This window comes from Lentzea sp. NPDC051838 (assembly GCF_040681245.1).
Taxonomy (GTDB): Bacteria; Actinomycetota; Actinomycetes; order Mycobacteriales; family Pseudonocardiaceae; genus Lentzea.
This window is the reverse complement of sequence record NZ_JBFAYI010000020.1, coordinates 10,744-34,500: the sequence shown is the minus strand read 5'-3', so window position 1 is coordinate 34,500 and position 23,757 is coordinate 10,744. Positions and strand designations below refer to the sequence as shown.

Below are 23,757 nucleotides of genomic sequence, written 5' to 3'. Positions count from 1 at the left end.
CCGTAACACGGCTGAGAATGCGACGGAACTCCCTGGGTACCCTGTCGGTATGCCCAAGCGAGTCCTGTTGGCGAAGCCGCGTGGTTACTGCGCGGGCGTTGATCGTGCCGTGGAGACGGTCGAGCTCGCCCTCGAGAAGTACGGCGCGCCCGTCTACGTGCGCAAGGAGATCGTCCACAACAAGTACGTCGTGGAGACGCTGTCCGACCGCGGCGCCATCTTCGTCAACGAGACCGACGAGGTTCCCGAGGGCGCGCTCGTGGTGTTCTCGGCGCACGGCGTGTCGCCGGCCGTCCACGAGGAGGCGGCGCAGCGCTCGTTGCGCACCATCGACGCCACCTGCCCGTTGGTGACGAAGGTGCACAAGGAAGCCGTGCGGTTCGCCAAGGAGGACTACGACATCCTCCTGATCGGACACGAGGGCCACGAAGAGGTCGAGGGCACCGCCGGTGAGGCGCCGGACCACGTCAAGCTCGTGGACACCGCCGAGGACGCCGCCAACGTCGAGGTCCGCGACCCTTCGAAGGTCATCTGGCTGTCCCAGACCACGCTCTCGGTCGACGAGACCATGGTGCGCGTCCGGCAGCTCAAGGACCGCTTCCCCGAGCTGCAGGACCCGCCGTCCGACGACATCTGCTACGCCACCTCGAACCGCCAGACCGCGGTGAAGACGATGGCGCCGTCGTGCGACCTGGTGCTCGTCGTGGGCTCGAAGAACTCCTCCAACTCGGTCCGGCTGGTCGAGGTCGCGCTGCAGCACGGCGCCAAGGCCTCGTACCTGATCGACTACGCCAAGGAGGTCGACCTGGCGTGGCTCGAGGGCGTCGAGACCGTCGGCGTCACGTCGGGCGCGTCGGTGCCGGACCTGCTGGTGGTGGAGCTGCTGAAGTTCCTCGAGACGCACGGCTTCGACGAGGTCGAGGAGATCACCACGGCGAACGAGCGGATCACCTTCTCGTTGCCGCGCGAGCTCCGCAAGGACCTCGTCCGCTAACCGAGGACGTCGAGAGCCTTCTCGACGTCGAGTGGCCAGACGGTCATCGCGTCCGCCCCGGCGGACACCACAGCGGTGCCGTCCGGCCGCCACGCGAGGTGCGTGATCGGCTGACTGTGGCCGCGCAACGCCGCCCAGAGCGCGTGGGTGCCCACGTCCCACACGATCACGTCGCTGTCCCGGCCGCCGCTCGCGAGCCGGGACGTGCTGGCCGAGAAGTGCGCGCGCCGCGACAGCTCCCGGTAACTCGGCTGTCCCGCATTGGTCCGCAGTCGTCGCAGGTCCGCGGCGAACACCAGCAGCGGGCTGTCGCCGTCGTCCAGTGGACGTTCTCCCCTGGGCATCGAACTCATGCTGGCAGAGTGCGTGCTGGTCAGAGGGTTGTTGTCCGGGATCCGTTGTACGACGTTCGAGGGTCCGACCACGAACAACGGATCAACTGAGTGCTCGCAGCGCGGATTCGACGTCGAGCGGCCACACGAGCACCGAGTCCTGCCCCGCGGACACCACCGAACGGCCGTCGGGCATCCACGCGAGGTGCGTGACGCCCTGGGCATGGCCGCGCAGGGTCGCCCACGTCTGCTGGGTGCTCATGTCCCAGACGACGACGGTCTTGTCGTTGCCGCCGCTCGCGAGCCTCGTCGAGTCCGGGCTGAACTCCAGTGCGGCCACCGCGCCCGTGTGGCCGCGCAACTCGCCCTTCTTCCGCCACGTCGAGGTGTCCCAGAGCGTGATGAGGCCGTCGTCGCCACCGGTCGCGAGCGTGCGCTTGTCCGGTGAGGTCGCGAGCACGCGCACCGGGCCCTGGTGGATCACCCCGAGGTTCGAGGTCTTCCAGGTCGTGGTGTCGCGGACGACCAGCAGACCCCACTGGGATCCGAGCACGACCTCGTGGTCGTTCCTGCCGAACGTGGCGGCGGTCGGTTCCCCGTCGGAGGAGCTGTCGATCAGCGTCGGTGCCCCGGACGGCGTCCACACCGTGGAGGACCTGTCGCCGCCGGCGGCCAGCACGTCGTGGCCGGCCGAGAACGCGACGGTGACGGGAGGCTTGTCCTTGTTCGGCGTGGTGAGGGTGGCCGTGCGGCGGCCGGTGGCGGTCTCCCTGACCTCGATCGGCTGGTCCTGGCCCGCGCTGACGAGCGTCCTGCCGTCCTGGCTGAACCGGGCGAGGGTGCGGCCGGGGGCGCCGGTGTCCAGGCGGCCGAGGCTGCGCAGAGCCGCGTCGTGGCGTTCGACCGTGCCGCGGTCGTCGAACGTGAGGATCGTGCCGTCCGGGTCGACCGCGAGCGCGCGCACCGGGTACGCGGACGACACGGGCACCGCGGCGCGCGGCAGGAGGCGCATCGTCGACTCGCCCAGCCACACCAGCCTGCCGTCGTCGGTGAACGCCATGTCGCGGGTGCCGGGCTCGACGGTGACCGGTGGCAGAGCGGTGCTGTGCACGACGTCCCACATGTGCAGTTCGGACTCGTTGTAGGTCGCTGACGCCAGCACCGTGCGGTCGGCGCTCGCGGCCAGGGCGACGGGACCTGCCTTGTGCGACGGGAGGGTCCTGACCACGGTGCCGGTGACGGTGCTCCACAGCCGGATCTGGCCGTCGAACGTGCCGACGGCGACCAGGTCCCCGCTCAACATCTGCACGGCGCTGACCGGGACGTCGAGGTCGAACCCGCCCGTGCGCTGCCCGGTGCCGGGGTTCCAGAACGAGACGGAGGTCTGGGTGACGGCGGCGAGGGTGCCGTCGACGAAGTCGAGCGAGACCCAGCCGGCGCCGACGGGCAGTTCGCCGCGCATCCGGCGGGTCTCCAGGTCCCAGATCTGGGTGCCGACGAGGAGCGCGCGGCCGCCCTCGATGAAGCCGATGTTCGCCATGGTGCCCGACTCGCGCACCACGACGGGTTCGGCGTCGGAGTCGGCCTGGACCGTCACGCGCCCTTTCTCGTCCATGATCGCGATGCGGCCGTCCGGCGCGATGTCCAGTGCGATCACCTGCTCGTTCTCGCGCAGGGTGCGCACGTTCGCGAGCGTCGTGCCGTCGAACATCCGCGCGCCGGAGTCCTGCAGCAACGCGATCACGCCGTGGCCGGCCCTCAGACCGTGGCCCTGGATCGGCCGCACCTCGCGCGGATGTCCGACCTGGACGCTCAGCACCTGGCTGCGCGCTTCCGTCGTCGGTGAGATCCGGTACGCCTCGGCGGCCTTGCGCGCGGCCTCGTCCGGGTTGCTGTGCAGGAGCGCGGCGGACAGTGCGGCGAGCTGCTGCGACTGCGTGACGAGCCCGAGGCGTTCCACCTCGCGGCGTTGCTGGGTGGCGGTGACGGCGCTGATGGTCGTCGCGAGGACGAGGGCGATCAGGCCTGCCGCGGCCCAGCGCAGACGTCGTGTGCGCCTGCGAGAGAGGTTCTTCGACGCGGTCAGGAACGCGTCCTCGGTCTTGGTGAGGGTGGGTTCGGTCCGGGCGGCCCACTCAGTGGCTTCCGTGAGCCTCACGGTCCGGTAGAGCGCGCCTGAGTCGTGGTGCAGCTCTTCCCACAGGCGGGCGGCCTCGGTGAGCCTGCGGTGGGTCTTGAGGCCTTCGCGGTCCTCGTCGAGCCAGGTCGCGAGGCGTGGCCAGGCCCGGAAGAGCGCCTCGTGGGTGACCTCGACGGTGTCCTCGCCGACCGTGACCAGCCTTGCGTTGGCCAGCACGTCCAGGACCTCGTCGCCGATCACCTCGCTGCGGGGGACCGGGCGTTTCGTGCCGTCCGCGGCGAGCCTCAGGAGGAGCTGACGGGCGAGGTGCTGCTGATCTTCGGTCAGCTCGGCGTAGGCGGCCTCGGCGCTCTGCGCGAGTGCGCCGTCGATGCCGCCCGCCGCCTGGTACGCGCCGGCGGTGAGGATGTTGCCGCGCTTGCGGTGCCAGGTCTCCAGCAGAGCGTGGCTGACCAGCGGGAGAACGCCGCTGCGCCCCGTCGCCTCGGCGATCAGGGTGGTGAGCAGGGAGTTTTCCACCGTGCAGTTCACCGTGGCTGCGGGCTGGGTGATCGCGCGGCGCAGCTCGTCCGGCGTCATCGTGCCGATCAGGACCTGGGCGTCGGTGAGCGCTTCGGCCAGGTCGGGGTGCTGCGAGCAGTGCGGGTAGAAGTCGGAGCGGACCGCGATCGCCGTCTTGCACGGCGCGTTGAGGAGCATGTCGAGGAACGCCTGGCGCTGGACCGGGTCCTCGCACAGGGTGAAGAGCTCCTCGAACTGGTCGACGATCAGCAGGTCGGGGTTCTTCGCGAGCGCGTCGGCGATGGAGGCGTCCGGATCGGTGCCGGGTGTGCAGCTGACCGGGTTGCCGAAGTGCTGGGCCAAACCGGCTTTGAGCAGCGACGACTTGCCCTCGCCCGATGCGCCGAACACCGCGAGGAAGCGCTGCGTCTCCAGGCGTTCTTTGAGCACGTTGGTGAGCTTTTCGCGGCCGAAGAAGCGGTGCGCGTCCTCTCTCGTGAACGCGCTCAGGCCCACGTACGGCGACGGGCTGACCCTGGACTGGAAGAGGCTCTCGTCGACCTCGTGCCAGCGTTGGGACCACGTCTGTTCGTCGCCGCCGCACGCTCTGACGTACGCCAACGTGACGTCGAGGCTCGGCAGCTTTCTTCCGCCGGCGGCCTCGGACAGCGTGGCGACCGAGAAGTGCGCGCGCTGGGCGAGCTCCCGGTACGTCGGGCTGCCGGCGTCGGCACGGATCTGGCGCAGATCTCCGGCGAACCGCAACAGCGGGCTGTCGCCGTCGTCGAGTGGACGTTCTCCCCTGGGCATCGGACTCACTCTCGCAGAGTGCTGCCGTTTTCCCTGGTTGTTGTTCCGACCTCGTTGTTCGCGGTTCGGGGAGTGGCCGCGAACAACCTCTTAGCGGTCTTCGCGGGGCGGACGGGGCCTGCGCTGGCCCGCCGGACGCTCTCCCCGTGCCGCACCTTCCGGACGCGGACGGCGGGCGGGAGCGCCTTCAGGACGCGGGCGACGGGCCGGGGCACCCTCGGGACGCGGGCGGCGCGGGCGTTCCTCGGCCGCGTCGTCGTCGCGCGCGGGCTTGCGGGGCGCCGGCTTGCTACGGGACTTCAGCTCGGCCTTGGCCTCGCGGACCTCGTCCTTGGACGGCCGGTTCGGGTCCTTCTGGATGACGATCCGCACGATGCCGAGCACGACCGTGACGGCGGTGGTGACGGCCATGACCGGGAAGCTGTCGATCAGCGGCTTGCCCAGGCCGAGCGCCATGGCGGACAGGCCGCCCTTCGAGACGCCGCCGGTGAGCAGCACCAGCGTCGGCACGGTGGCGGCCAGGATCAGCGGCGGCTGCACCATCGGCGCGAACAGGCTGCGGCGCTGCACGAGCAGGATGCCGGCCAACGCACCGAGGAAGAACACGGCGTTGAACGTCCAGCCGACCGTCTTGCTGGAGTTGATGTCGATGAACGCGCCGATGAAGGCCGGGACCAGGGCAGACAGGATCGCCGCCCACCAGGGGATGCCCCTGAAGGATCCGAAGATGGCCCGGTAGTTCCACGGAACGGCGTCGTAGTCCTCGACGTCGTCGTCGAAGGCAGCCGAACGGTCGCGCAGCTCACTCACGCCGCACACGGTAGCCGTTCGGCCAATCGGTGTTCGTGAGTCCGCTGCTTTCTCACCCACAAGCAACCTGTTGGCACGCTCCGTGCGTTTTATGCGGACTGTTCGTCCGCCCGACGGACGAGCGGCAGTGGCGTTGGGGTGGCGGAGGCTTCCGTGAGTGGTTCCACGCTCGCGCGGAATCCTTCGAGGGCGTCGAGCTCGCGGCGGCGCGCTGAGAGGAATCGCTGCAGGTGGGTGGTGGAGAGGTTCACGGCGTCGATGGCGGTGTCGGCGGCCCTGTTGGCGCGGCCTGCCTGGAGCCTGACCTGCTCGACGTCGTCCGCGAGGGCTCGTTCGGTGACGGCGAACATGGCTGACGACGCGATCACGGCGAACCCGGTCGGGCCGCAGAGGAAGACCCGGCGGTCGAGCAGCCAGCGGAGGAGCTCGGGGTCGGTGTCCAGAGCCGCGACGACCGCGCCGTCGTTGGGGACGAACATGATCGTGCCGTAGATCGCGTCGGCCCAGCGCTGGTAGCCCTTGCCGGCCAGTTCGGCGGCCCGTGAGCGGATGTTGCGGACGTGGACCCGCAGCGCGTCCTGGCGTTCCTGCGGGTCGTCCGTCTCGACCGCTTCGGCCCAGGTCGCCATGGACATCTTCGAGTCGACCGGGACCATGCGGCCGCCGCCGACGTTGAGCACCATGTCCGGCCGGACCGCGCCGCCGCCGGCGACGTCCGTCTGGAGCGTGTAGTGGAGGTTTTCCCTCAGACCGAGTGCGCGCGCCGTTTCGACGAGGACCTGTTCGCCGAGCTCACCGCGACCGCTGACGCTGGAGAACGCCACCTCGTAGCGCTGCAGGGCCTGCTGCTGGGAGTCGTAGCGCGCGCGTTCCTTGCTGATGGCCTGGAGTGCCTCATCGGTGCGACGGACGCTGTCCTGGTAGAGGCGGTAGACGAACACCAGCGCCCCGGCACAGACGAGTGCCAGGACGAGCGAGGCGGTGATGATCACTGCGGTCACGGCACAGATGATGCTCCCCCAGAGATGTTGAACTCGATCGGGTGACACGCCGGGAACCCTCCCGGAGATTTGTCAGACCTCGTCTCTACGGTTGGTGCCATGCGGATCCTGCACACCTCCGACTGGCACGTGGGGCGCACCTTCCACGGCCGCGACCTGCTCGTGGAGCAGGAGTCGGTGCTGAGCGGCCTCGCTGACCTGGTGTCTTCCGAGAAGGTCGACGTCGTGGTCATCTCCGGCGACCTCTACGACCGCGCGGTGCCGTCCGCCGACGCGGTGTCGTTGTGCGCGCGGGTGCTGATGCGGATCCGCGCGGCCGGGGCGCAGATCGTGATCACGCCTGGCAACCACGACTCGGCGGCGCGGATCGGGGTGTTCGGGGAGTTCGCCGCTGCCGGTGGACTGTTCCTGCGCACGCAGATCTCGTTGCTGGACAAGCCGGTCGAACTGGCGGACGAGCACGGGCCCGTTGCGGTGTACGGGATTCCGTTCCTGGAGCCGGAGCCCGCGCGGCACGTACTGGGCATTGCGGACAAGGGGCACGCTCCTGTGCTGGGCGAGGCGATGCGGCGTATTCGCGCCGACCTGGCTTCGCGTGAGGCGCGTTCGGTGGTGCTGGCGCACGCCTTCGTGACGGGTGGGGCGCCGTCGGAGTCCGAGCGCACCATCGCGGTGGGTGGCGTGCAGGACGTGTCGATGCAGGTGTTCTCGGGCGTCGACTACGTGGCTCTTGGGCACCTGCACGGTCCGCAGACTCTGGCGGAGAACCTGCGTTATTCGGGCAGTCCGCTGGCGTACTCGTTCTCCGAGGCGCGGCACCGCAAGTCGGTGTGGCTGGTGGAGCTCGACGCGGGTGGCCTTGTTGGTGTGGAGCGGCGTGAGCTGCCGGTTCCGCGTCAGCTCGCGACCGTGACGGGGACGTTGGCCGAGATCCTGGAGGACCCGGCGCACGTCGTTGTCGAGGACCACTTCCTGTCCGTCGTGCTGACGGACCAGGTGCGGCCGATGGATGCGTTGCGGCAGCTGCAAACCCGCTTCGAGCACGCGGTGCACGTCGAGTGGCGGCCGGAACAGGGCCTGCAGCACAACATGACGTACGCGGAACGGGTGCGCGGCCGCACGGACGAGGAAGTAGCGTGCTGCTTCGTGTCCGACGCGCGCGGGTCCGAACCTTCCGCTGCCGAGATGTCCTTGCTGCGTGAGGCTTTCTCCGCTGTCGCGAGGGAGCAGGAGCAATGAGGTTGCACCGCCTGGAGCTCACCGCCTTCGGCCCTTATCCGCGGCCTGAGGTCGTCGACTTCGACTCGTTGGGTGCCGACGGGTTGTTCTTGTTGCACGGCGACACGGGCGCGGGCAAGACGACGTTGCTGGACGCGGTGGCTTTCGCGTTGTTCGGGCGGGTTCCTGGTGCTCGTGGTGACGTGAAGAAGCTCCGTTGTGAGTACGCGGATCCGGAGATTCCGACCGAGGTGTCGTTGGAGCTGACGGTGCAGGCGCGGCGGTTCCGGATCGTGCGCTCGCCGGAGTTCGATCGCCCGAAGAAGCGGGGTGGCGGCTTCACCACCCAGCCCGCGAAGTGCTCGCTGACCTGGCTGGAAGGCTGGGACGGCGAGGGAATCACGCGCATCGACGACGTGGCGCGCGCGGTGGAGGACATGCTGGGCATGTCGTACGAGCAGTTCTTCCAGGTGGTTCTGCTGCCGCAGGGCGAGTTCGCGAAGTTCTTGCGCTCGGACACGGCCGAGCGGGAAGTGTTGCTGGAGAAGCTCTTCGGCACCGAGCGGTTCCTCGACGTCGAGAAGTGGTTCCGCGACAAGCGAGTCGTGGCGGGTCGTGTGCTCGAGGAACGTCGTCAGGGCGCCTCCGAGCTTCTGCACCGCGTGGCGGAAGCGGCGGGTGAGGAACCGTCGTTCGAGCAGGGCTGGCTGGACTCGGTGCTGGAACGCCTGTCGGGCGCTGTTCTTTCGGCCTCCGCTGCCTCGGAGGAGACGGCGGGCGTGGCCGACGGCGCGGACGCCCTGCTCGCTCAGGCCCGCGTGCAGGCCGACCAGATCCGTCGTGTGCGCGAGGCCCGCGACATGCTGACCCGCGTGGAAGCCGCCGACTCGGCCTCCTGGTTCGCCGAACGCGACGCCGCCCGCCGCGCGATCCCGGTCGTGCCGGCGTTCGGTGAGATCGCGAAGCTCCGGCAGTCGTACGAGTTCGCGGTCCGCGACGAGGCTCGGGCCGCGGAAGCGTTGGCGCGCTTGGGTTACACCGGCTCCTCGTTACGAGAGGACGCGGAGCGCCACCGCGAGGAGGCCGGTGGCCTGGGCGAGCTGGCCGCCGAAGCCGAACGCCAGCAGGCCGACGTCCGCAGGTTGTCGGTGCTGAAGGACTCCTCGTACAAGGTGGAACGCCGCCTCCTCGCCCTGAACGCCGAGCTGGAGGTGCTGCCCGAACGCCTGGCCGCTTGCCGTGCCCAACTGGACGCGGCCGCGGAAGCCTCAGCCCGTCTGGAGGGCCTCAAGGCGCGCTTTGATGCCGCCGAGGCGTTGCCAGGCGCCGGTGTTGCCCTGGAGCGCACCAAGAAGGAGCTGCACGAGGCGATCGACGTCCACCAGAAGGCGAAGGACGTCCTCCAGCAGGTCCGCCACCAACGCCTGGAGAACATGGCCATCGAGCTGGCCGCGGCCCTGAAGCGCGGCAAGCCCTGCGCCGTCTGCGGCTCGCCGTCCCACCCGGCCCCGGCCCAACCGATGCTGGGCGGCGTGGACGCGGCCGACGAGGAAGACGCGGCAGCCGACGAGCAGACCGCCCTCGACCGCCGCAACGAGGCCGAACGAGCCGCGCACGCCGCCGAGCTCCGCATCCAGGCGTGCTGGGAAGCCCTGGGCTCGGAGGAACCCGCGGTGGCGTTGGCGGAGTACCGCGCGGCCCTCGACCTGGCCCGCACCCGTTCGCAACGCCAGAACGAGTTCGTGGGCCTGGAAGGCAGGCTTGGTGCCCTGCGCGCCGAGAAGGAACAGGTCGACCAGGACCTCGTAGGACTGCGCACCGAGCACGCGTCCCTGGCCGTCGCCGTGGAGGAACGCGGCGCCCGCCTGGACAAGGCCCGCGGCGAGCACGAGGACGTCCTGACCCGCCGCGACCACCTCCTCCGCCTCGCCAAGGCGTTGGTGGAACTGGACGAGCGCCGCAACGCCCGCGACAACGCCCTCGCCCGCGTAGAGGAACAGCAGGCGACGGTGGCCTCGTTGTCCGCCGAAGCAGGCTTCCCCGACGTGGAAGCAGCCCTGGCCGCCCACCGCCCGCCGGCCAAGCTCGAAGCCCTGGACGACCGCATCGCCGCCTGGGAACGCGCCCGCGCCACCGCCATGGCCACCCTGGAAGAGCTCGCCGAGGTCGACCCCGCCACCGCCGTGGACCTGAACGAGGTGACGGCCCAAGCCTCCTCAGCCCGCGCCGCCGCCTCACAAGCCGCCACCAGCCTGGCCCGAGCCCGCGCGGCACTGGACCGAGTCGGCCAACTGGCAGCCCGCCTGCGCGCCGAGTGGAAGTCGCTGGAGCCGCTGGAAGCTTCTTACGCGGAACTGGACGCGCTCACCGACGTGATCAACGGCCGCGGCCAGAACTCCAAGAAGATGACGTTGCGCTCGTACGTGCTGGCCGCGCGGCTGGAAGAAGTCGCCGTAGCCGCCTCCGCCCGCCTGCACAGGATGAGCCAGGGCCGCTACAGCTTCGTGCACTCCGACTCCGCCGGCGCCCGAGGCACCCGCGGCGGCCTGAGCCTCGACGTGCTGGACGACTACTCGGGCCGCTCCCGCCCAGCGAAGACCCTGTCCGGCGGCGAGTCCTTCCTGGCCTCGCTGTCCCTGGCACTGGGCTTGGCCGACGTCGTGGCCAACGAGACCGGCGGCGCGCTGCTGGACACGCTGTTCGTGGACGAAGGCTTCGGCACGCTGGACTCGGACACGCTGGACATCGTCATGAACACGCTCGACGAGCTGCGCGCGGGCGGCCGGGTCGTCGGGCTGGTGTCGCACGTGGAGGAGCTGCGGCAACGGATCCCGACTCGGCTGCGGGTACGCAAGGCTCGAACGGGGTCGACGCTGGAGGTTTCGCTCGGCTGAGCGACCTGTTTCGGGTGTTGGGGCGCTGACGCGCCGTGCGGTGGTGCTGTTTGGTGGTTGGGCGGCGGTTCCAGCGGGGTTGGTCGCGTTTTGTGGTTGGGTCGCCTTGCGTTGGCGGGCGCGTGGGTTGGGACGAGCTTTGGTTTCGTCATCGCCGCTTCGCGACGATTGCGATTGGGGCTTGACTTCGGGTCCCTTGCGAGGCGCTTGTTCGGGCGGAAAAGGTCGGATGCTCCGCACCCGCCCGATCCGAAAAGGGTAGCACCTCGCACCCAAAGTCAAGCCCCAATCGCTTTGCGTGCGTGGTTGCGTTTGTGCTTTTGGGCGGCGGTTATTACCGGTGTTCCGCGTTGTTGTGCTCTCGTTCGGCTCGGCTTCGCCATCGCCGCTTGCCTTCGGCTTTGCGGGATGGCCGCGCGTGCCGCGCGGGACGTTGTCTGCTCGTGGCTGACTTCCGGCTAGGCGCACAACGGCCCGGCTGACAATGGCCCGGCTGAAAACGGACCGGCGCCAAATAATCCCGACTCCCAATGGCCGTTCGTCTGGCGGTTTAGGCGGCGGTGTGGAGCTGGTTGCGTCTGGGTTTTCGTTCCGGGTCCAGCCATGGCGGCGGATAGAACGTCGGGATGCCGTGGACGAGCTTCACTTCCCACTCGCTTTGGTGGATCAGCGTGTGGTGGTGGCGGCAGAGCAGGACTGCGTTGTCGACTGAGGTGTCGCCGCCGTTGGCCCAGTACTGGATGTGGTGGGCATCGCAGTGCCGTGGCGGTCTCGTGCAGCCCGGGAAGGCGCAGCCTCGGTCCCTGGCGACCAGGATCCTGCGGATTCCGGCCGGGAAGGTGCGGGTCTTGCGGCCGATGTCCATCGGCTGCGACTGGCCGCCCAGCACCAGCGGGATCACACCTGCGTTGCAGGCCAGCTGGCGGACCTGGTCTGCCGGGATGCGCTCGCCGTTGTCCAGCAGGGCGTCGCCGGTCTTCGTGGCCAGGTCGTCGTAGCTCATCGTCAGCGTGAGGGTGACCGGTTCGCCGCCGTGCTCCGGGAGCTGGTCGGCGCGCACCATCAGGTTGACCAGCTCCGCGAAAGCCTCGCCCTCACGCTCCGAGCGGTCGCGCTGGTCCGGGCCTTCGCCGGTGTCCGGGCGAGGTTTGGCCAGCGGCGACAGGGCGGCCTCGTAGGCCGCGCCGGTGACCTTGTCCAGCAGCGCCTTGATCTCCAGCATGCCGTCCTTGCGCCAGCGGCTGTGGTGCTGGTTGACCTGGCGCTCCGGCTGGGGCTCGCCCGGCTCGGGGTCGTCCTGGTAGAGGCCGTAGGCCAGGCCCTTGCCGAAGTCACGCACGGCAAAAGGCTCGTGCTCGCGGGCGAACTCCACCACGAGGGTCTCGACCTCGGCGGGCAGGTGCTTCATCGCCTTGGCGATCTCCGCGACGTGCGCGATCGACAGCGCACCCTCGGCGGCAGCCTCAGCGGTCAACGGAAGCTCGGGAGCGAGTTCGCTGCCGGTCGGCGTGATCGTGCTGCTCAACAACGCGGCATTCGACACCATCTGCCTGGCGGTGTTGCGATCGCAGCGAATCGAATGCTGCAACACATACGCCACATCTTTATAACCAAGCTCAGGCCCAGCCCCACGCCGTTCCAACTCGGCGATTTCCTGCATCTGCTCGAAAAGCTCCGCCCGCATCCTCTTCTCCCGGCTGACGATGCTGGCCAGCAGCGCGTCAGTCGAGAGGAGTTGGACGGGAGTTTCGCTCACGTGTTCGACTATACCGCAAGATCACGACCAGATAACGCAAAAAAGAAAACACCATCGTGTGAACCGACCCGCACAACGACGACAAGGGGCGAAGCGAAGCGAGCCCGAACGCGGGTATTGCCAACGCGGGACACCGGTAATGACCGCCGCCCGAACAACCAAACGCAACCACGCACGCGAAGCGATTGGGGCTTGACTTTGGGTGCGAGGTGCTACCCTTTTCGGATCGGGCGGGTGCGGAGCATCCGACCTTTTCCGCCCGAACAAGCGCCTCGCAAGGGACCCGAAGTCAAGCCCCAATCGCAATCGTCGCGAAGCGGCGATGACGAAACCAAAGCCCGTCATGTCTTTGACCCGCGCGCCCACGCTGGAACCGCAACCAACCGCATCGGTGACCAACCCCGCTGGAACAGCAGCCCAACCACAAACAGCACCACCGCGCGGCACCACCAACCACGGCGCGTCAGCGCCAGCCCAAGCCGTGCCCGCCTCTACCCTCACCCGCGTGCTGTCCCACGTGGAAGTCACCGCCCGAGTAGAAGTCACCCCGGCCGCCCACTTCGTGTGGTCGAACAGACTCGAGTACTCCCACGACTGCTTCGTCTGCCGCCGGGTAGGCCGCACAGTCGCCCTGCACCACGGGGCCGCACACGGTTTGTGCCACTCCTCGCGACGGCAGCTGGAGTGGCAGGACGAGCTGGATGAGCTGGGCAAGCACCCGGCGCCGATCCGTATCACAGGTTTCGACACCGCGGGAGATGGGCTTACGCAGGTGCTGCGGTGCCGGTTGTCGTTCTGGTGGTCACCGTTCACCGACCTCAAGCGCCCGGACGAGCGGGCGAGCGAGCTGTCGGCGAGTCCGTGGGCCCGGCTGCACTACCGCGTCGGTTGTCACACCTGCCGCGACGCCGGGCAGGACGACTGGTTCGGTGAGCAGAAGTCCTTGCAGAGCAACATGGTCTGGCCGGTCACCAGCTCCTGTGCGAGGTGTGGCGCGGAGCTGGTGACCGCGGACGGGCCGCCGGAGATCAACCTCGTCTAGGCCTCGTGGGCCAGCAGCCAGCGCTTGACGTCGAGGCCCCAGCGGAAGCCGCCCAGGTTGCCGCCGATCCGGATCACGCGGTGGCACGGCACGAACAGCGCCACCGAGTTGCGTGCGCAGGCTGAAGCGGCGGCGCGGACCGCTGTCGGACGTCCGGACAGTTCCGCGTACTCGGTGTACGTGACGGGCTCGCCGGCGCGGACGGTGCGCAGGACGTCCCACGCGTGCTGCAGGAACGGGCCGGACTTCTGCCGGACCTCCACCGTGTCGATCGAGGTCAGGTCGCCTTCGTGGTAGGCGATCACGGCCTTCGTGACGTCGCCCAGGTCCGCGCGAGACGTGATCTCCGACGGCATCAGGGAGTCGTGGATCTGGGGCGTCAGCAGGGCGATGTCGGCGGTCCAGCCGCTGGCCAGCACCGCTCCGTCCGACGCGACGATCGCGGTGAACGGCCCCGCCGGGGTGTCCACAGTGGACGTGTGTGCGACGCTCATGATGTTGCTGCCTTCCTCGTCAGGTGTGCTCCGGCGTAGGAGCGCCACGGCCGCCACTCGGGGCCGTGGGAAGCCAGGGACTCGCAGTCGGGCGGGAGCACCAGCACGTCCGGTGCGCCCAGCACTCGCATCGCCACCTCGTCGGCCACGGACGGGCCGACCAGGGGTGCGAGCTCTTCGGTCAGGTCTTCGATCGAGCGGCCCACGTCCACGACGAGTCTGCCGCTCGCCACCGCCTCGGTGACGGGGTGGTCCCCGGCCGAGTAGAGGTGGGTCAACCCCTCGTCCGGGACCTGCAGCGGGACGCCGACGTAGGGCGCCACGAGTCGCAGCAACGTCTCGGTGCCGTCGACGCTGCCCGCCACGCGGATGCCGGGGGTCGCGCGGACCAGCGGGCCGATCACCGGGTCGTTGCCCAGGAACGAGTCGACGGCGACGGGGTCGGCGTCGAGGTCCAGCAGGCGGCGGACCCGGGAGACGGCCGCGCCCAGGTCGCGCATGTCGGCGAGCCGCAGCGAGCACAGGACGTGGTCCGTCGGGAACGTCAGCCGGACCGTCGCCTCGCCGTGGGGGAGCGACAACGTCCGCCCGTAGGAGTCAGCGGTGACCTCCTCGACGCCCGGCAACGCGTGCAGCCGGAAGTGCGCCAGGAGTCCGGCGGCGTCGAACGGCGGCCGGTAGGGCAGGCGCAGGACGATCCGGCCCGGCGTGCCCACCGGTGCCTTGCCGCGGCCGCGCATGTCGGACGGCGTCGAGGCGAAGACCATGCGGATGGTGTCGTTGAACTGGCGGACCGAGGCGAACCCCGCGGCGAACGCGATGTCGGCGAACGACAGTTCGGTCGTCTCGATCAGCAGGCGGGCGGCGTGGGCGCGGTGGGCGCGGGCCAGTGCGAGCGGTCCGGCGCCCAGTTCTGAGGTCAGGACGCGGGTGAGGTGGCGTTCCGAGTAGCCGAGCTTCGACGCGAGGCCGGTGACGCCGTCGCGTTCGACCACGCCGTCGCTGATCAGGCGCATCGCGCGGGCGGCGAGGTCGGCGCGCAGGTTCCACTCTGGGGAGCCGGGGACGGCGTCCGGCAGGCAGCGGCGGCAGGCCCGGAAGCCCGCCGACTGCGCGGCGGCGGCCGTCAGGAAGAACTGGCTGTTGCGGCGCTTCGGGGTCACCGCGGGGCACGACGGCCGGCAGTAGATGCCGGTCGTGCGGACCGCGTGGATGAAGCACCCGTCGAACCGGGCGTCACGCGCGGCGCAGACCCGATACGCGTGTTCTTCGTCAATGACCATGGCATCGATCCTGCCAGCGGGAACGTGCAATGGCTCGCGGGAATCGGACACGACCGTCGCCTGCCGTAGACTCGTCGCTCGTGAGTTTGACCCTCGGTATCGTCGGCCTGCCCAACGTCGGCAAGTCCACCCTGTTCAACGCGCTCACGCGCAACGACGTGCTCGCCGCGAACTACCCGTTCGCGACCATCGAGCCGAACGTCGGCGTCGTGCCGTTGCCGGACGCGCGCCTGACCAAGCTCGCCGAGATCTTCGGCTCCGAGCGCGAGGTGCCCGCCGTGGTGTCGTTCGTCGACATCGCGGGCATCGTCAAGGGCGCGTCGGAGGGCGAGGGCCTGGGCAACAAGTTCCTCGCGAACATCCGCGAGGCCAACGCGATCTGCCAGGTCATCCGCGTCTTCGACGACCCGGACGTCGTGCACGTCGACGGCCGCGTGGACCCGGCCTCCGACATGGAGACGATCAACACCGAGCTGATCCTCGCCGACCTCCAGACCCTGGAGAAGGCCATCCCGCGCATCGAGAAGGAGGCGCGGATGCAGAAGGACCGCCGCCCCGCTCTCGAGGCCGCGCAGAAGGCCAAGGACATCCTCGACTCGGGCCGCACGCTCTTCTCGGCACAGTCCGAAGTGGACAACGCGCTGATCCGCGAGCTGTCGCTGCTGACGACGAAGCCGTTCCTCTACGTCTTCAACGCCGACGAGGGCGTGCTGGGCGACGAGGCCCGCCAGAAGGAGCTGCGCGAGCTGGTCGCCCCTGCCGACGCGGTGTTCCTCGACGCCAAGGTCGAGTCCGAGCTCCTCGAGCTGGACGAGTCGGAAGCTCTGGAGCTGCTGGAGTCGATCGGCCAGGCCGAGCCGGGCCTGCACTCCCTGGCCCGCGCCGGCTTCCACACCCTCGGCCTGCAGACCTACCTCACCGCGGGCCCGAAGGAAGCGCGCGCCTGGACCATCCCGCAGGGCGCGACCGCCCCGCAGGCGGCCGGCGTGATCCACACGGACTTCGAGAAGGGCTTCATCAAGGCCGAGGTCGTGTCGTTCGACGACCTGGTGGCGGCCGGGTCGAAGGCTGATGCGAAGGCGGCGGGCAAGGTCCGCATGGAGGGCAAGGACTACGTGATGGCCGACGGCGACGTGGTGGAGTTCCGCTTCAACGTCTGACCTGAACCGGACATGGTGAAGGCCCCTCCGCGGAGGGGCCTTCACCATGTCCGGAACTGTCAGCGCTTGCCGCGGAAGAGGCTGTCGAGGGCGATCGTGATCGCGAACGGCACCGACAACTCGAGCTTGCCGCGGAAGATGCCGGTGGAGACATAGGTCTTGGTCGGCTCGTCCAGCTCGTACACGTGGGCGATGGTCTGGCCGCCTTCGTCCTCGACCAGCCAATAGTGCTTGATACCGGCCTCTGCGTATTTGCGCAGCTTGACCGTGGTGTCGCGATGCTCGGACTCAGGCGAGATCACCTCGACGACGAGCATGACGTCCTCGGGAGCAAACCAGGTGCGGTCGGGATCGAACGACGCGGTGGTGACCAGAAGATCGGGCTCCGGGCGGTTGCGCCGGTCGAGCCTGATGGTCATTTCCCGTTCGACCTCGACGCCGTCAGGCGCCTGATCTGCGAGGCCGACGGTGAGGTTGGTGACGACACGGCCGTGCCACGACCGCTGCGGCGACATCATGAAAACGAGAGCTCCGTCGATCAGCTCGGTGTGGCGAGGCGCCTCTGGGAGGCGGTCGAGGTCCTCCGCGAACCACCCTTCCGCGCGAGGAGGGCGCATCCAGTCAGGCAGAGCGGTCATACCTTCACGATAGTGATGTGCGTGCGCGCACGCACGCGCACGCACATCACTTGCTTGCGCGTAAATCGTGCACGTCGGAGGCCGTGTGGACCCGGCTTCCGACATGGAGACGATCACCACCGAGCTGATCCCCGCCCCACGGCGGGGTCGAAGGCTGATGCGAAGGTGGCGGGCAAGGTCCGCATGGAGGGCAAGGACTACGTGATGGCCGACGGGGACGTGGTGGAGTTCCGCTTCAACGTCTGACCGTCTGAGGACAGCGAGCGCTCTGCGGCATCCAGCAACTCCTTGTACGTCAGCACCTCGACTCGGGTGAGGTGCGCGTTCTGGATTCGCAGAGCCTCGTTGATCGTGGGCTCCGGTACCTCGGGCTGGAACTTCGGGTGCCCGATCAGCACAATCGCATTCGCACGTCGCGCGTCGATCGAGAACTCCGAGATGACCCGACTTCTGTTCTCGTCGAGACCGCAGAGGTAGTTCAACGCTTGGCTCACACCTGCGTGGACGACGGCAGTTGCCACCCACGCGCCGCGGTGTCGCTTGACCACACGCTCGTCCGCACGCTTGAGCTCGACGAGACACAACGTGCCGTCCGGACGAAGCAGCGGTATGTCCAGCTCGTCGCCCTCGACGAGGCGGCGGTTTCGCGCTTCACCGACGAAGCGACCACCGAAGATCCACAGCTGGTCGCGCAGTGCGCGGTGGATGTCGTGCTCGGACGAGTTCGGGTCTTCGACCACTGCGCGGAGGTTCGTCAAGCCGCTCTGTCGACGCTTCAACTCCATCGCCTGCAGGATCACTTCTCCGCCCTCGTCGGCTGCCAGTGCGGCCAGCGCGGCGGGATTTGTGACGATCTTGCGCGCTGCTTCGTCGACGTCCTCGACGTCGAGGCGATCTGTCAGAACAGCGGCGATCCACGCCGCGCTCTCGGCTCGACCGCGCACGAGTCGATATCGGCCCGGCCGTTCCGCCGGCGCGTCGATGAAAGGGACGTCCAGCTCGAAGTTCCGAAGGTGGTCCACCAGTTCCGCACCAGTCGCGGAGGGGTGTTCTCTCAGGAACTCCTCGCAGATGGCCGTGCTGTAGCCCAGCGTCGCGGTGAGCATGTCACGGAGGAAGCCGAGGTTGAGGTCGCTGCGTTGTTCTCGGAACATTGGATAGCGATCATCCATGTCCTGCTTGAACTTGCGTCCCTCGGCGTAGTCGATGCCGTCGCGCAGGCGTTCGACCACTGCGCTGTCCTCAGTTCGTTCGGCGAGGTTCAGCGCGGCTTGGATGAGCTCGACCAGGTGCCGGCCGCCGCGGCGGCTGCTCTTTCCGCTGTTCATGTGCTTGAGAGCGTCTATGACGGAGTCGCGCGCGTCGTCGTTGACGCAAGCGTCTCGCGCCTGCTCCAGCATGATTTCCAACGTCCAGTCGGACCTGATCGGCATGTTCCCCAGTGTGGTCGAGCTCCGCCTCGTCCTCGACGCGTACGAAGGTCAGGGCAGCGTGGCCGTGCACAGCGCCGTCGCGTTCGACGCTGCCGGATCCATGAAGTCCGGCAGCGGCCGCCCGTACTCCACCGCCAGCGCCGGAACGCGATCGACCGCAACGCTCCACCCGTGCGCGGTGAGCCAGCCGGCGGGGTCGGAGACGGTCGCCACGAACTCCGCGCCCATGCTGCGGATCCGGTCCAGCGCGTCGGCCACGGACTCGCGGTCGTCAGCCGAGGTGTCCATGTGGTCGAACGCGAACCGGCTGCCGGGCGCGGACAGGCCGGAGATCGTGTCGAGCAGACGTTTCTTGTCCGGCTCGCTCAGGTACTGGAGCAGGCCCTCGGCGATCCACGCGGTCGGCGACGAGGACGAGAAGCCGGCAGCCACGAGTGCGGTTGCCCAGTCGTCGCGGAGGTCGATCGGGACCACGACACGCGAGCAGCCGGCCTCCAGACCGACGCTGTCGATCAGCGATGCCTTGTAGGCCAGCAGTTCGGGCAGGTCCAGCTCGAACAGGCGCGTGCCGGACGGCCAGGGCAGGCGGAAGGCGCGAGCGTCGAGGCCCGCGGCGAGCACGACCACCTGGAGCGGGCCCGAACCCAGGAAGTCGTCGTAGAAGCGGGTGCGGACCGCCATGAACTCGGCCGCGCCCGGTGGGGCCGGCGGGATCGACTGTTCGGAGGCCATCGCGGACGCGACCACTGCGGCGGCCAGCGGGTCGTCGTGCAGCCGGTCGGGGCGTGACGCCTCGGTCGCGCGCATCGAGGCGACCCACAGGGCTGTTCTGCTCACTGCCTGCATGGTGCAGAAGGCTGACAGCAAGAGGGCCCGCAGTCGACCACGCGTCTCATGTCGTCGCACCTAGACTCGCCTGCTGTGATCGTCGAGTACCGGGTGCTGGGGCCGTTGGAGGTGCTCCTCGACGGCGAGCCGGTCGCGGTTCCCGGGGGTCGCGGGCGGGTGCTCTTGGCCACGCTTTTGTTGCGCGCCAACGAGTTTGTGACTGTCGACGAGCTGGTCGACCGGGTTTGGGAAGGTGAGCCGCCGGCGATCGAGCGGGCGCACAAGACGTTGCAGATGGTCGTGGTGCGGCTGCGGCAGTCGCTCGGCGAGGCCAACTGCGTGCGCACGACGTCGCGCGGTTACACGGCCGAGGTGATGCCCGGGCAGCTCGACCTCAGCCGGTTCCGGAGCCTCACCGCGCTCGGTGAACACCGTGCGGCACTGGAACTCTGGCGCGGGCCGGTGCTGAGCGACGTCGACTCGGCGTCGCTGCACCGCGACGACGTGCCGCGGCTGGTCGAGGAGCAGGTCGTCGCGCTGGAGCAGCGGATCGACCAAGACCTCTCCCGCGGCACCGAGGTCCTCGTGCCGGAGTTGCGGGCGCTGGTGGAGAAGCACCCGTTGCGCGAGACGTTCTGGGCGCAGCTGGTGCTCGCGCTGCACCGCTCGAACCGGCGGGCGGAGGCGCTCGCCGCGTACCGGGAGATCAGCGGGCGCCTGGCCGACAAGCTGGGCGTCGACCCCGGTCATCGGCTGCGGCAGGCCCACCGGCAGGTGCTCAGCGCGCCGGACGTCCCGAGGCAGCTTCCGGCGGACGTCCCGCGCCTCGTCGGCAGGGACGCGGAGCTCGGCGCGCTCACCACCCGGCAGATCACCGTCTTCAACGGAGTCGGTGGCGTCGGCAAGACAGCGCTCGCGGTCCACTGGGCCCACCGGATCGCCGACGGCTACCCGGACGGCCAGCTCTTCGTGGACCTCGGCGGCGTCGACGCCCGGACCGCGGCGCGGGGTTTCCTCGTCGCGCTCGGCGTGGACGCGGCCGAGATCCCGGGCGGCGACGACGCGTTGTTCGCTCTGTACCGGTCGGTGCTCGCCGAGCGCCGCGTGCTGCTGCTGCTCGACAACGCACGTGATGTCGCGCAGGTTCGTCCGCTATTGCCCGGTGGTGGCGCCAACCTCGTCCTCGTCACCAGCCGCGACCGGCTCAGCGGACTCGTGGCGCGGGAGGGCGCGCATCCTGTGACACTCGACGTGTTTACTGCAGAACGAGCGTTGAACATTCCTGCGGAGGCGCGGCGTGACCGTTGAGTACCGCGTGCTGGGGCCGTTGGAGGTCCTGGTCGACGGCGAGCCGATCGCGCTGCCGGCCGGCCGCGGACGGGTGCTGCTCGCGACGTTGTTGTTGCGCGCCAACCAGTTCGTGTCGGTGGATCAGCTGGTGGAGCGGGTCTGGGAGGGCGAGCCGCCGGATCTCGACCGGGCGCACAAGACCCTGCAGACGGTGGTCCTGCGGATGCGGCAGGCACTCGGCAAGGCGAACTGCGTGCGGACCGAGGTCGGTGGGTACCGGGCCGAGGTCGCACCGGAGCAGCTCGACCTCGCGAGGTTCCGCACGCTGGTCGAGCAGCAGGAGTTCGACAACGCGCTGGCGTTGTGGCGCGGCCCGGCGCTGGGCAACGTCGTCTCGGATTCGCTGCAGCTCGACGACGTGCCGCCGTTGATGGAAGAACGGCTCGTCGCGCTGGAGAAGCGGATCGAGGCGGACCTCACCGCGGGGCGATCGGCGGAGCTGGTCCCGGAGCTCCAGGACCTCACGCGCCGGCATCCGTTGCGCGACCGCTTCTGGGCGCAGCTGATGCTGGCGCTGTACAGGTCGGGTCAGCAGGCGGGCGCCCTCACGGCGTATCGGCAGGTCAGCGAGATGCTGGCGGAGGAGCTGGGGATCGATCCGACGCCCGCACTGCGCGAGCTGCACGAGCAGATCCTGCGCGGCGACGTGCCGCCCGTGAAGGACAAGGCGCCCACACCACGGCAGCTGCCGCCGGATCTCGCCACGTTCGCCGGACGGGAGAGCGATGTGCGCCGGCTTGCCGCGAGCACCGCGCAGGTGCTGGTCATCACGGGCACCGGCGGGGTCGGCAAGACCTCCCTCGCCGTGCACTGGGCGCACCGGATCGCGGAGAAGTTCGACGACGGCCAGATCTTCGTGAACCTGCGCGGCCAGGACCCGGTGCGGGCGATGTCACCGCAGGAAGCGCTGACCCTCGTCCTCAAAGGACTGCGCGTCGACCCGGTGCCGGTCGGTCTGGACGAGCAGCTGGGGCTCTACCGCTCGCTGGTCGCGGACCGGAAGTTGTTGCTGGTGCTGGACAACGCCGCGAACGCCGCGCAGGTGCGGCCGCTGCTGCCGTCCTCCGCCGGTGCGCTGGCGATCGTCACCAGCCGTGGTGACCTGCGCGGACTGACCCTGAACGACGCGGACCTCGTGCGGCTGCCGACGCTGAGCGACGAGGGCGGCACCCGCCTGCTCGAACGCGTGCTCGGTGAGGATCAAGTGCGTGCGGAGGCGGACGCGGCCGCCGCGCTGGTGCGGTTGTGCGGCGGCTTGCCGCTGGCGTTGCGGATCGCGGCCGCGGACCTGCGCGCGCAGGACTCGATGACGATCGCGGACAAGGTCGCACAGCTGGACCGCGACCGGCTCGGGGAGCTCGCGGTGCCCGACGACCCGGCGGCCGCGGTCAGCGTCGTGTTCGACGAGAGCTACTCCGCGCTGCCGCAGGATCTCCAACTGGTGCTGCGGCGCTTGGGCGTGTTGCCAGGCGAGGACTTCACCGCCCACGACGCCGCCGTGATCGTCGGCCTGCCCGACGCCCGGCGGCACCTCGACCGGCTCGTCAACGTGCACCTCGTCGAACGGCGCGGCACCCGCTTCGCCCTGCACGACCTGCTGCGGGTGTACGCGCGTGAGAGGTGCACGAACGAGGAGATCGACGAGGCCCTCGGCCGGCTGTACGACTTCTACCGCCGAATGTCCGACGACGCCGCCGAACTGATGTTCCCCGACCAGCGGCGGTTCCCGCTCTCCACCACCACGGTCCAGCTGCCCGACGTGGTGCTGAGCACCGCGGAGGAGGCGTACGCGTGGATGGGCGCCGAGTACCAGAACCTGTTCGCGACGGTCGTGGTCGCGACCGAACGCCGCGACTACTGGCCCGCCAACGAGATCGCAGCAGTGCTCAACGGCTACTGCTATGAGACCCGTGACGGCTCGCGCTGGTCGGCGTTGGTGGAGATCCGCAACCGCGCCGCCCGCGAGTCCGGTGAGGACCGCCTGATCGTCAACGCCGACCTCTCCCACGCGGTCTACCTCTTCACCCAGCGCGAGTTCGCCCGGATGAAGGAGATCGCGGAGTCCGCGCTCGAGACGGGCATCAGGATCGGGGACCTGCGGGTCCAGTCGAGCGCACACAGCCTCCTGTCGGGGGTGGGCCGCATGAACGGCGACACGTCGGCCGCGCTCTACCACCAGAAGCAGACGCTTGCGATCAACGAGCAGCGAGGCTCGGTCGAGGGCCAGGCCCTGGCCCACTTCAACATGGCCGCGACGCTGTACAACGTGCCGGACCTGCTCGCGGCGGAGGAGTCGCTGCTCAGGGCGCTGGAGCTCACCAAGTCGCCTGCCGTCCTCGGTCACGTGCACGCCTCGCTGAACGGCGTCTACACGGAGCTGGGCAGGTTGCCCGAGGTGCTCGCGAACCAGGAGGCGTACGTCGCGCTGCAGGCGCAGCTCGGGAACCCCCGGCAGCTCACGATCGGCACCATCGCCGCTGTCCGGGCGAAGCTCGCGCTCCGCGAGGTCGACGAGGCGTTCGACCTCATGATCGACGTGCTCGGCGAGGTGCGGCTCAGGTCCGGCTTCGAGGAGGAGCTCGACGCCTGGCACGCGCTGTCCGACCTGTTCGACGACTGCGGCGCGCACGAGGACGCGCTGGCCGCCGCGCAGCTGCAGCTGAAGATCACGGACAACGAGGCGATGCTGGAACACCGGATCACCGCCCACCTGTCGGCGGCTCGGTCCTTCCGCAACCTCGGCGACTACGAGCAGGCGGTGCAGCACCTGGACGAGGTGCGGGCGCGCCTCGACAACGACCACCTCCTGAACAAGGGCGGTGAGCTCAAGGAACGCGCGCTGCTGCACCTCGCGCTGGGCGAGACGGAGGAGGCGCTGCGGTGCGCCGAGGAGGCGGTCGCCACCCACGGCCGGTACCACCAGCGGCACTTGGAGGGGCAGTCACTCAAAGCGCTCGCGGAAGTACGCCGCGCGACGGGTGACTCCGAAGGCGCGGAAGCCGCGGAAGAATTGGCGGCCAATGCGTTCCGGGACTGCGGCATCTCGGTGTCGTGAGGTTTGTAGCGACCTCTG

At 69.3% G+C, this 23,757-nt stretch carries 18 protein-coding genes; 8 read left to right on the top strand and 10 right to left on the bottom strand.

Translation table 11 applies throughout. The features are described from left to right. Positions 1–49 precede the first annotated feature (49 nt). On the top strand, positions 50–994 hold the full coding sequence (locus AB0M24_RS32430) for a 4-hydroxy-3-methylbut-2-enyl diphosphate reductase (protein WP_363776598.1): 945 nt from the start codon (positions 50–52) through the stop codon (positions 992–994). Here the strand turns inward: AB0M24_RS32430 and AB0M24_RS32425 are convergent. The 4 genes from AB0M24_RS32425 to AB0M24_RS32410 form a co-directional block, all read right to left on the bottom strand. Continuing rightward, positions 991–1,347, bottom strand: a complete 357-nt coding sequence (locus tag AB0M24_RS32425) for a hypothetical protein (protein ID WP_363776595.1) — start codon at positions 1,345–1,347, stop codon at positions 991–993. The two genes, AB0M24_RS32430 and AB0M24_RS32425, sit on opposite strands and share 4 nt — an antisense overlap. Before the next feature lie 82 nt (positions 1,348–1,429). Further along, positions 1,430–4,777: a hypothetical protein gene (locus tag AB0M24_RS32420; protein WP_363776592.1), complete on the bottom strand. Its 3,348-nt coding sequence runs from the start codon at positions 4,775–4,777 to the stop codon at positions 1,430–1,432. Between the two features lie 90 nt (positions 4,778–4,867). After that, positions 4,868–5,587 carry a DUF6542 domain-containing protein gene (locus AB0M24_RS32415; protein WP_363776589.1) on the bottom strand — a complete coding sequence of 240 codons (720 nt, stop codon included), beginning with the start codon at positions 5,585–5,587 and terminating at the stop codon, positions 4,868–4,870. A gap of 89 nt (positions 5,588–5,676) precedes the next feature. Further along, entirely contained in the window at positions 5,677–6,588 is a 912-nt protein-coding gene (locus AB0M24_RS32410) for a DNA recombination protein RmuC (RefSeq protein WP_363776585.1), read from the bottom strand. A 99-nt stretch (positions 6,589–6,687) separates the two neighbouring features. On the opposite strand from AB0M24_RS32410, the gene AB0M24_RS32405 reads away from it, so the two are divergent. Next, entirely contained in the window at positions 6,688–7,827 is a 1,140-nt protein-coding gene (locus AB0M24_RS32405; RefSeq protein WP_363776582.1) for an exonuclease SbcCD subunit D, read from the top strand. Continuing rightward, positions 7,824–10,700 carry an SMC family ATPase gene (locus AB0M24_RS32400; protein WP_363776579.1) on the top strand — a complete coding sequence of 959 codons (2,877 nt, stop codon included), beginning with the start codon at positions 7,824–7,826 and terminating at the stop codon, positions 10,698–10,700. The genes AB0M24_RS32405 and AB0M24_RS32400 overlap by 4 nt, the downstream gene beginning before the upstream one ends. Before the next feature lie 550 nt (positions 10,701–11,250). Here AB0M24_RS32400 and AB0M24_RS32395 read toward each other — a convergent pair. Next, complete coding sequence (locus AB0M24_RS32395; protein ID WP_363776576.1) at positions 11,251–12,456, bottom strand: DUF222 domain-containing protein; 1,206 nt, start codon at positions 12,454–12,456, stop codon at positions 11,251–11,253. Between the two features lie 505 nt (positions 12,457–12,961). Between AB0M24_RS32395 and AB0M24_RS32390 the strand changes: the two genes are divergently transcribed. Then, a complete protein-coding gene (locus AB0M24_RS32390; RefSeq protein ID WP_363776573.1) occupies positions 12,962–13,498 on the top strand; it encodes a hypothetical protein in 537 nt (178 codons plus the stop codon). Here AB0M24_RS32390 and AB0M24_RS32385 read toward each other — a convergent pair. After that, on the bottom strand, positions 13,495–13,992 hold the full coding sequence (locus AB0M24_RS32385) for a methylated-DNA--[protein]-cysteine S-methyltransferase (protein ID WP_363776570.1): 498 nt from the start codon (positions 13,990–13,992) through the stop codon (positions 13,495–13,497). The two genes, AB0M24_RS32390 and AB0M24_RS32385, sit on opposite strands and share 4 nt — an antisense overlap. Next, a complete protein-coding gene (locus AB0M24_RS32380) occupies positions 13,989–15,275 on the bottom strand; it encodes an AlkA N-terminal domain-containing protein (protein WP_363776567.1) in 1,287 nt (428 codons plus the stop codon). The genes AB0M24_RS32385 and AB0M24_RS32380 overlap by 4 nt, the downstream gene beginning before the upstream one ends. A gap of 80 nt (positions 15,276–15,355) precedes the next feature. Between AB0M24_RS32380 and ychF the strand changes: the two genes are divergently transcribed. Further along, a complete protein-coding gene (ychF, locus tag AB0M24_RS32375) occupies positions 15,356–16,435 on the top strand; it encodes a redox-regulated ATPase YchF (protein ID WP_363776564.1) in 1,080 nt (359 codons plus the stop codon). 59 nt (positions 16,436–16,494) lie between these two features. Here ychF and AB0M24_RS32370 read toward each other — a convergent pair whose 3' ends face one another. Next, the gene (locus AB0M24_RS32370; protein WP_363776561.1) at positions 16,495–17,073 is read right to left on the bottom strand and encodes a Uma2 family endonuclease; all 579 of its coding nucleotides are present in this window, start codon (positions 17,071–17,073) and stop codon (positions 16,495–16,497) included. A 15-nt stretch (positions 17,074–17,088) separates the two neighbouring features. On the opposite strand from AB0M24_RS32370, the gene AB0M24_RS32365 reads away from it, so the two are divergent. Further along, positions 17,089–17,319: a DUF933 domain-containing protein gene (locus AB0M24_RS32365; protein WP_363776980.1), complete on the top strand. Its 231-nt coding sequence runs from the start codon at positions 17,089–17,091 to the stop codon at positions 17,317–17,319. On the opposite strand, the gene AB0M24_RS32360 is transcribed toward AB0M24_RS32365, so the two are convergent. Then, positions 17,271–18,506, bottom strand: a complete 1,236-nt coding sequence (locus tag AB0M24_RS32360) for a Shedu anti-phage system protein SduA domain-containing protein (RefSeq protein ID WP_363776558.1) — start codon at positions 18,504–18,506, stop codon at positions 17,271–17,273. The two genes, AB0M24_RS32365 and AB0M24_RS32360, sit on opposite strands and share 49 nt — an antisense overlap. 48 nt (positions 18,507–18,554) lie before the next feature. Further along, positions 18,555–19,352, bottom strand: a complete 798-nt coding sequence (locus AB0M24_RS32355) for an SAM-dependent methyltransferase (protein WP_363776555.1) — start codon at positions 19,350–19,352, stop codon at positions 18,555–18,557. Between the two features lie 75 nt (positions 19,353–19,427). On the opposite strand from AB0M24_RS32355, the gene AB0M24_RS32350 reads away from it, so the two are divergent. After that, positions 19,428–20,642 (top strand): BTAD domain-containing putative transcriptional regulator, encoded by a 1,215-nt coding sequence (locus AB0M24_RS32350; protein ID WP_363776552.1) that lies wholly within the window; start codon positions 19,428–19,430, stop codon positions 20,640–20,642. Continuing rightward, positions 20,632–23,739 carry a BTAD domain-containing putative transcriptional regulator gene (locus AB0M24_RS32345; RefSeq protein WP_363776549.1) on the top strand — a complete coding sequence of 1,036 codons (3,108 nt, stop codon included), beginning with the start codon at positions 20,632–20,634 and terminating at the stop codon, positions 23,737–23,739. Before AB0M24_RS32350 ends, AB0M24_RS32345 begins: the two co-directional genes overlap by 11 nt. Positions 23,740–23,757: the final 18 nt, after the last annotated feature.

Excerpts from the sequence above, each read along its gene's own strand:
- AB0M24_RS32430 (WP_363776598.1), top strand. The coding sequence starts at position 50 with ATGCCCAAGCGAGTCCTGTTGGCGAAGCCGCGTGGTTACTGCGCGGGC.
- AB0M24_RS32425 (WP_363776595.1), bottom strand. The coding sequence starts at position 1,347 with ATGAGTTCGATGCCCAGGGGAGAACGTCCACTGGACGACGGCGACAGC.
- AB0M24_RS32420 (WP_363776592.1), bottom strand. The coding sequence starts at position 4,777 with ATGCCCAGGGGAGAACGTCCACTCGACGACGGCGACAGCCCGCTGTTG.
- AB0M24_RS32405 (WP_363776582.1), top strand. The coding sequence starts at position 6,688 with ATGCGGATCCTGCACACCTCCGACTGGCACGTGGGGCGCACCTTCCAC.
- AB0M24_RS32400 (WP_363776579.1), top strand. The coding sequence starts at position 7,824 with ATGAGGTTGCACCGCCTGGAGCTCACCGCCTTCGGCCCTTATCCGCGG.
- AB0M24_RS32385 (WP_363776570.1), bottom strand. The coding sequence starts at position 13,992 with ATGAGCGTCGCACACACGTCCACTGTGGACACCCCGGCGGGGCCGTTC.
- AB0M24_RS32380 (WP_363776567.1), bottom strand. The coding sequence starts at position 15,275 with ATGGTCATTGACGAAGAACACGCGTATCGGGTCTGCGCCGCGCGTGAC.
- AB0M24_RS32370 (WP_363776561.1), bottom strand. The coding sequence starts at position 17,073 with ATGACCGCTCTGCCTGACTGGATGCGCCCTCCTCGCGCGGAAGGGTGG.
- AB0M24_RS32365 (WP_363776980.1), top strand. The coding sequence starts at position 17,089 with ATGTGCGTGCGCGCACGCACGCGCACGCACATCACTTGCTTGCGCGTA.
- AB0M24_RS32360 (WP_363776558.1), bottom strand. The coding sequence starts at position 18,506 with ATGCCGATCAGGTCCGACTGGACGTTGGAAATCATGCTGGAGCAGGCG.
- AB0M24_RS32355 (WP_363776555.1), bottom strand. The coding sequence starts at position 19,352 with ATGCAGGCAGTGAGCAGAACAGCCCTGTGGGTCGCCTCGATGCGCGCG.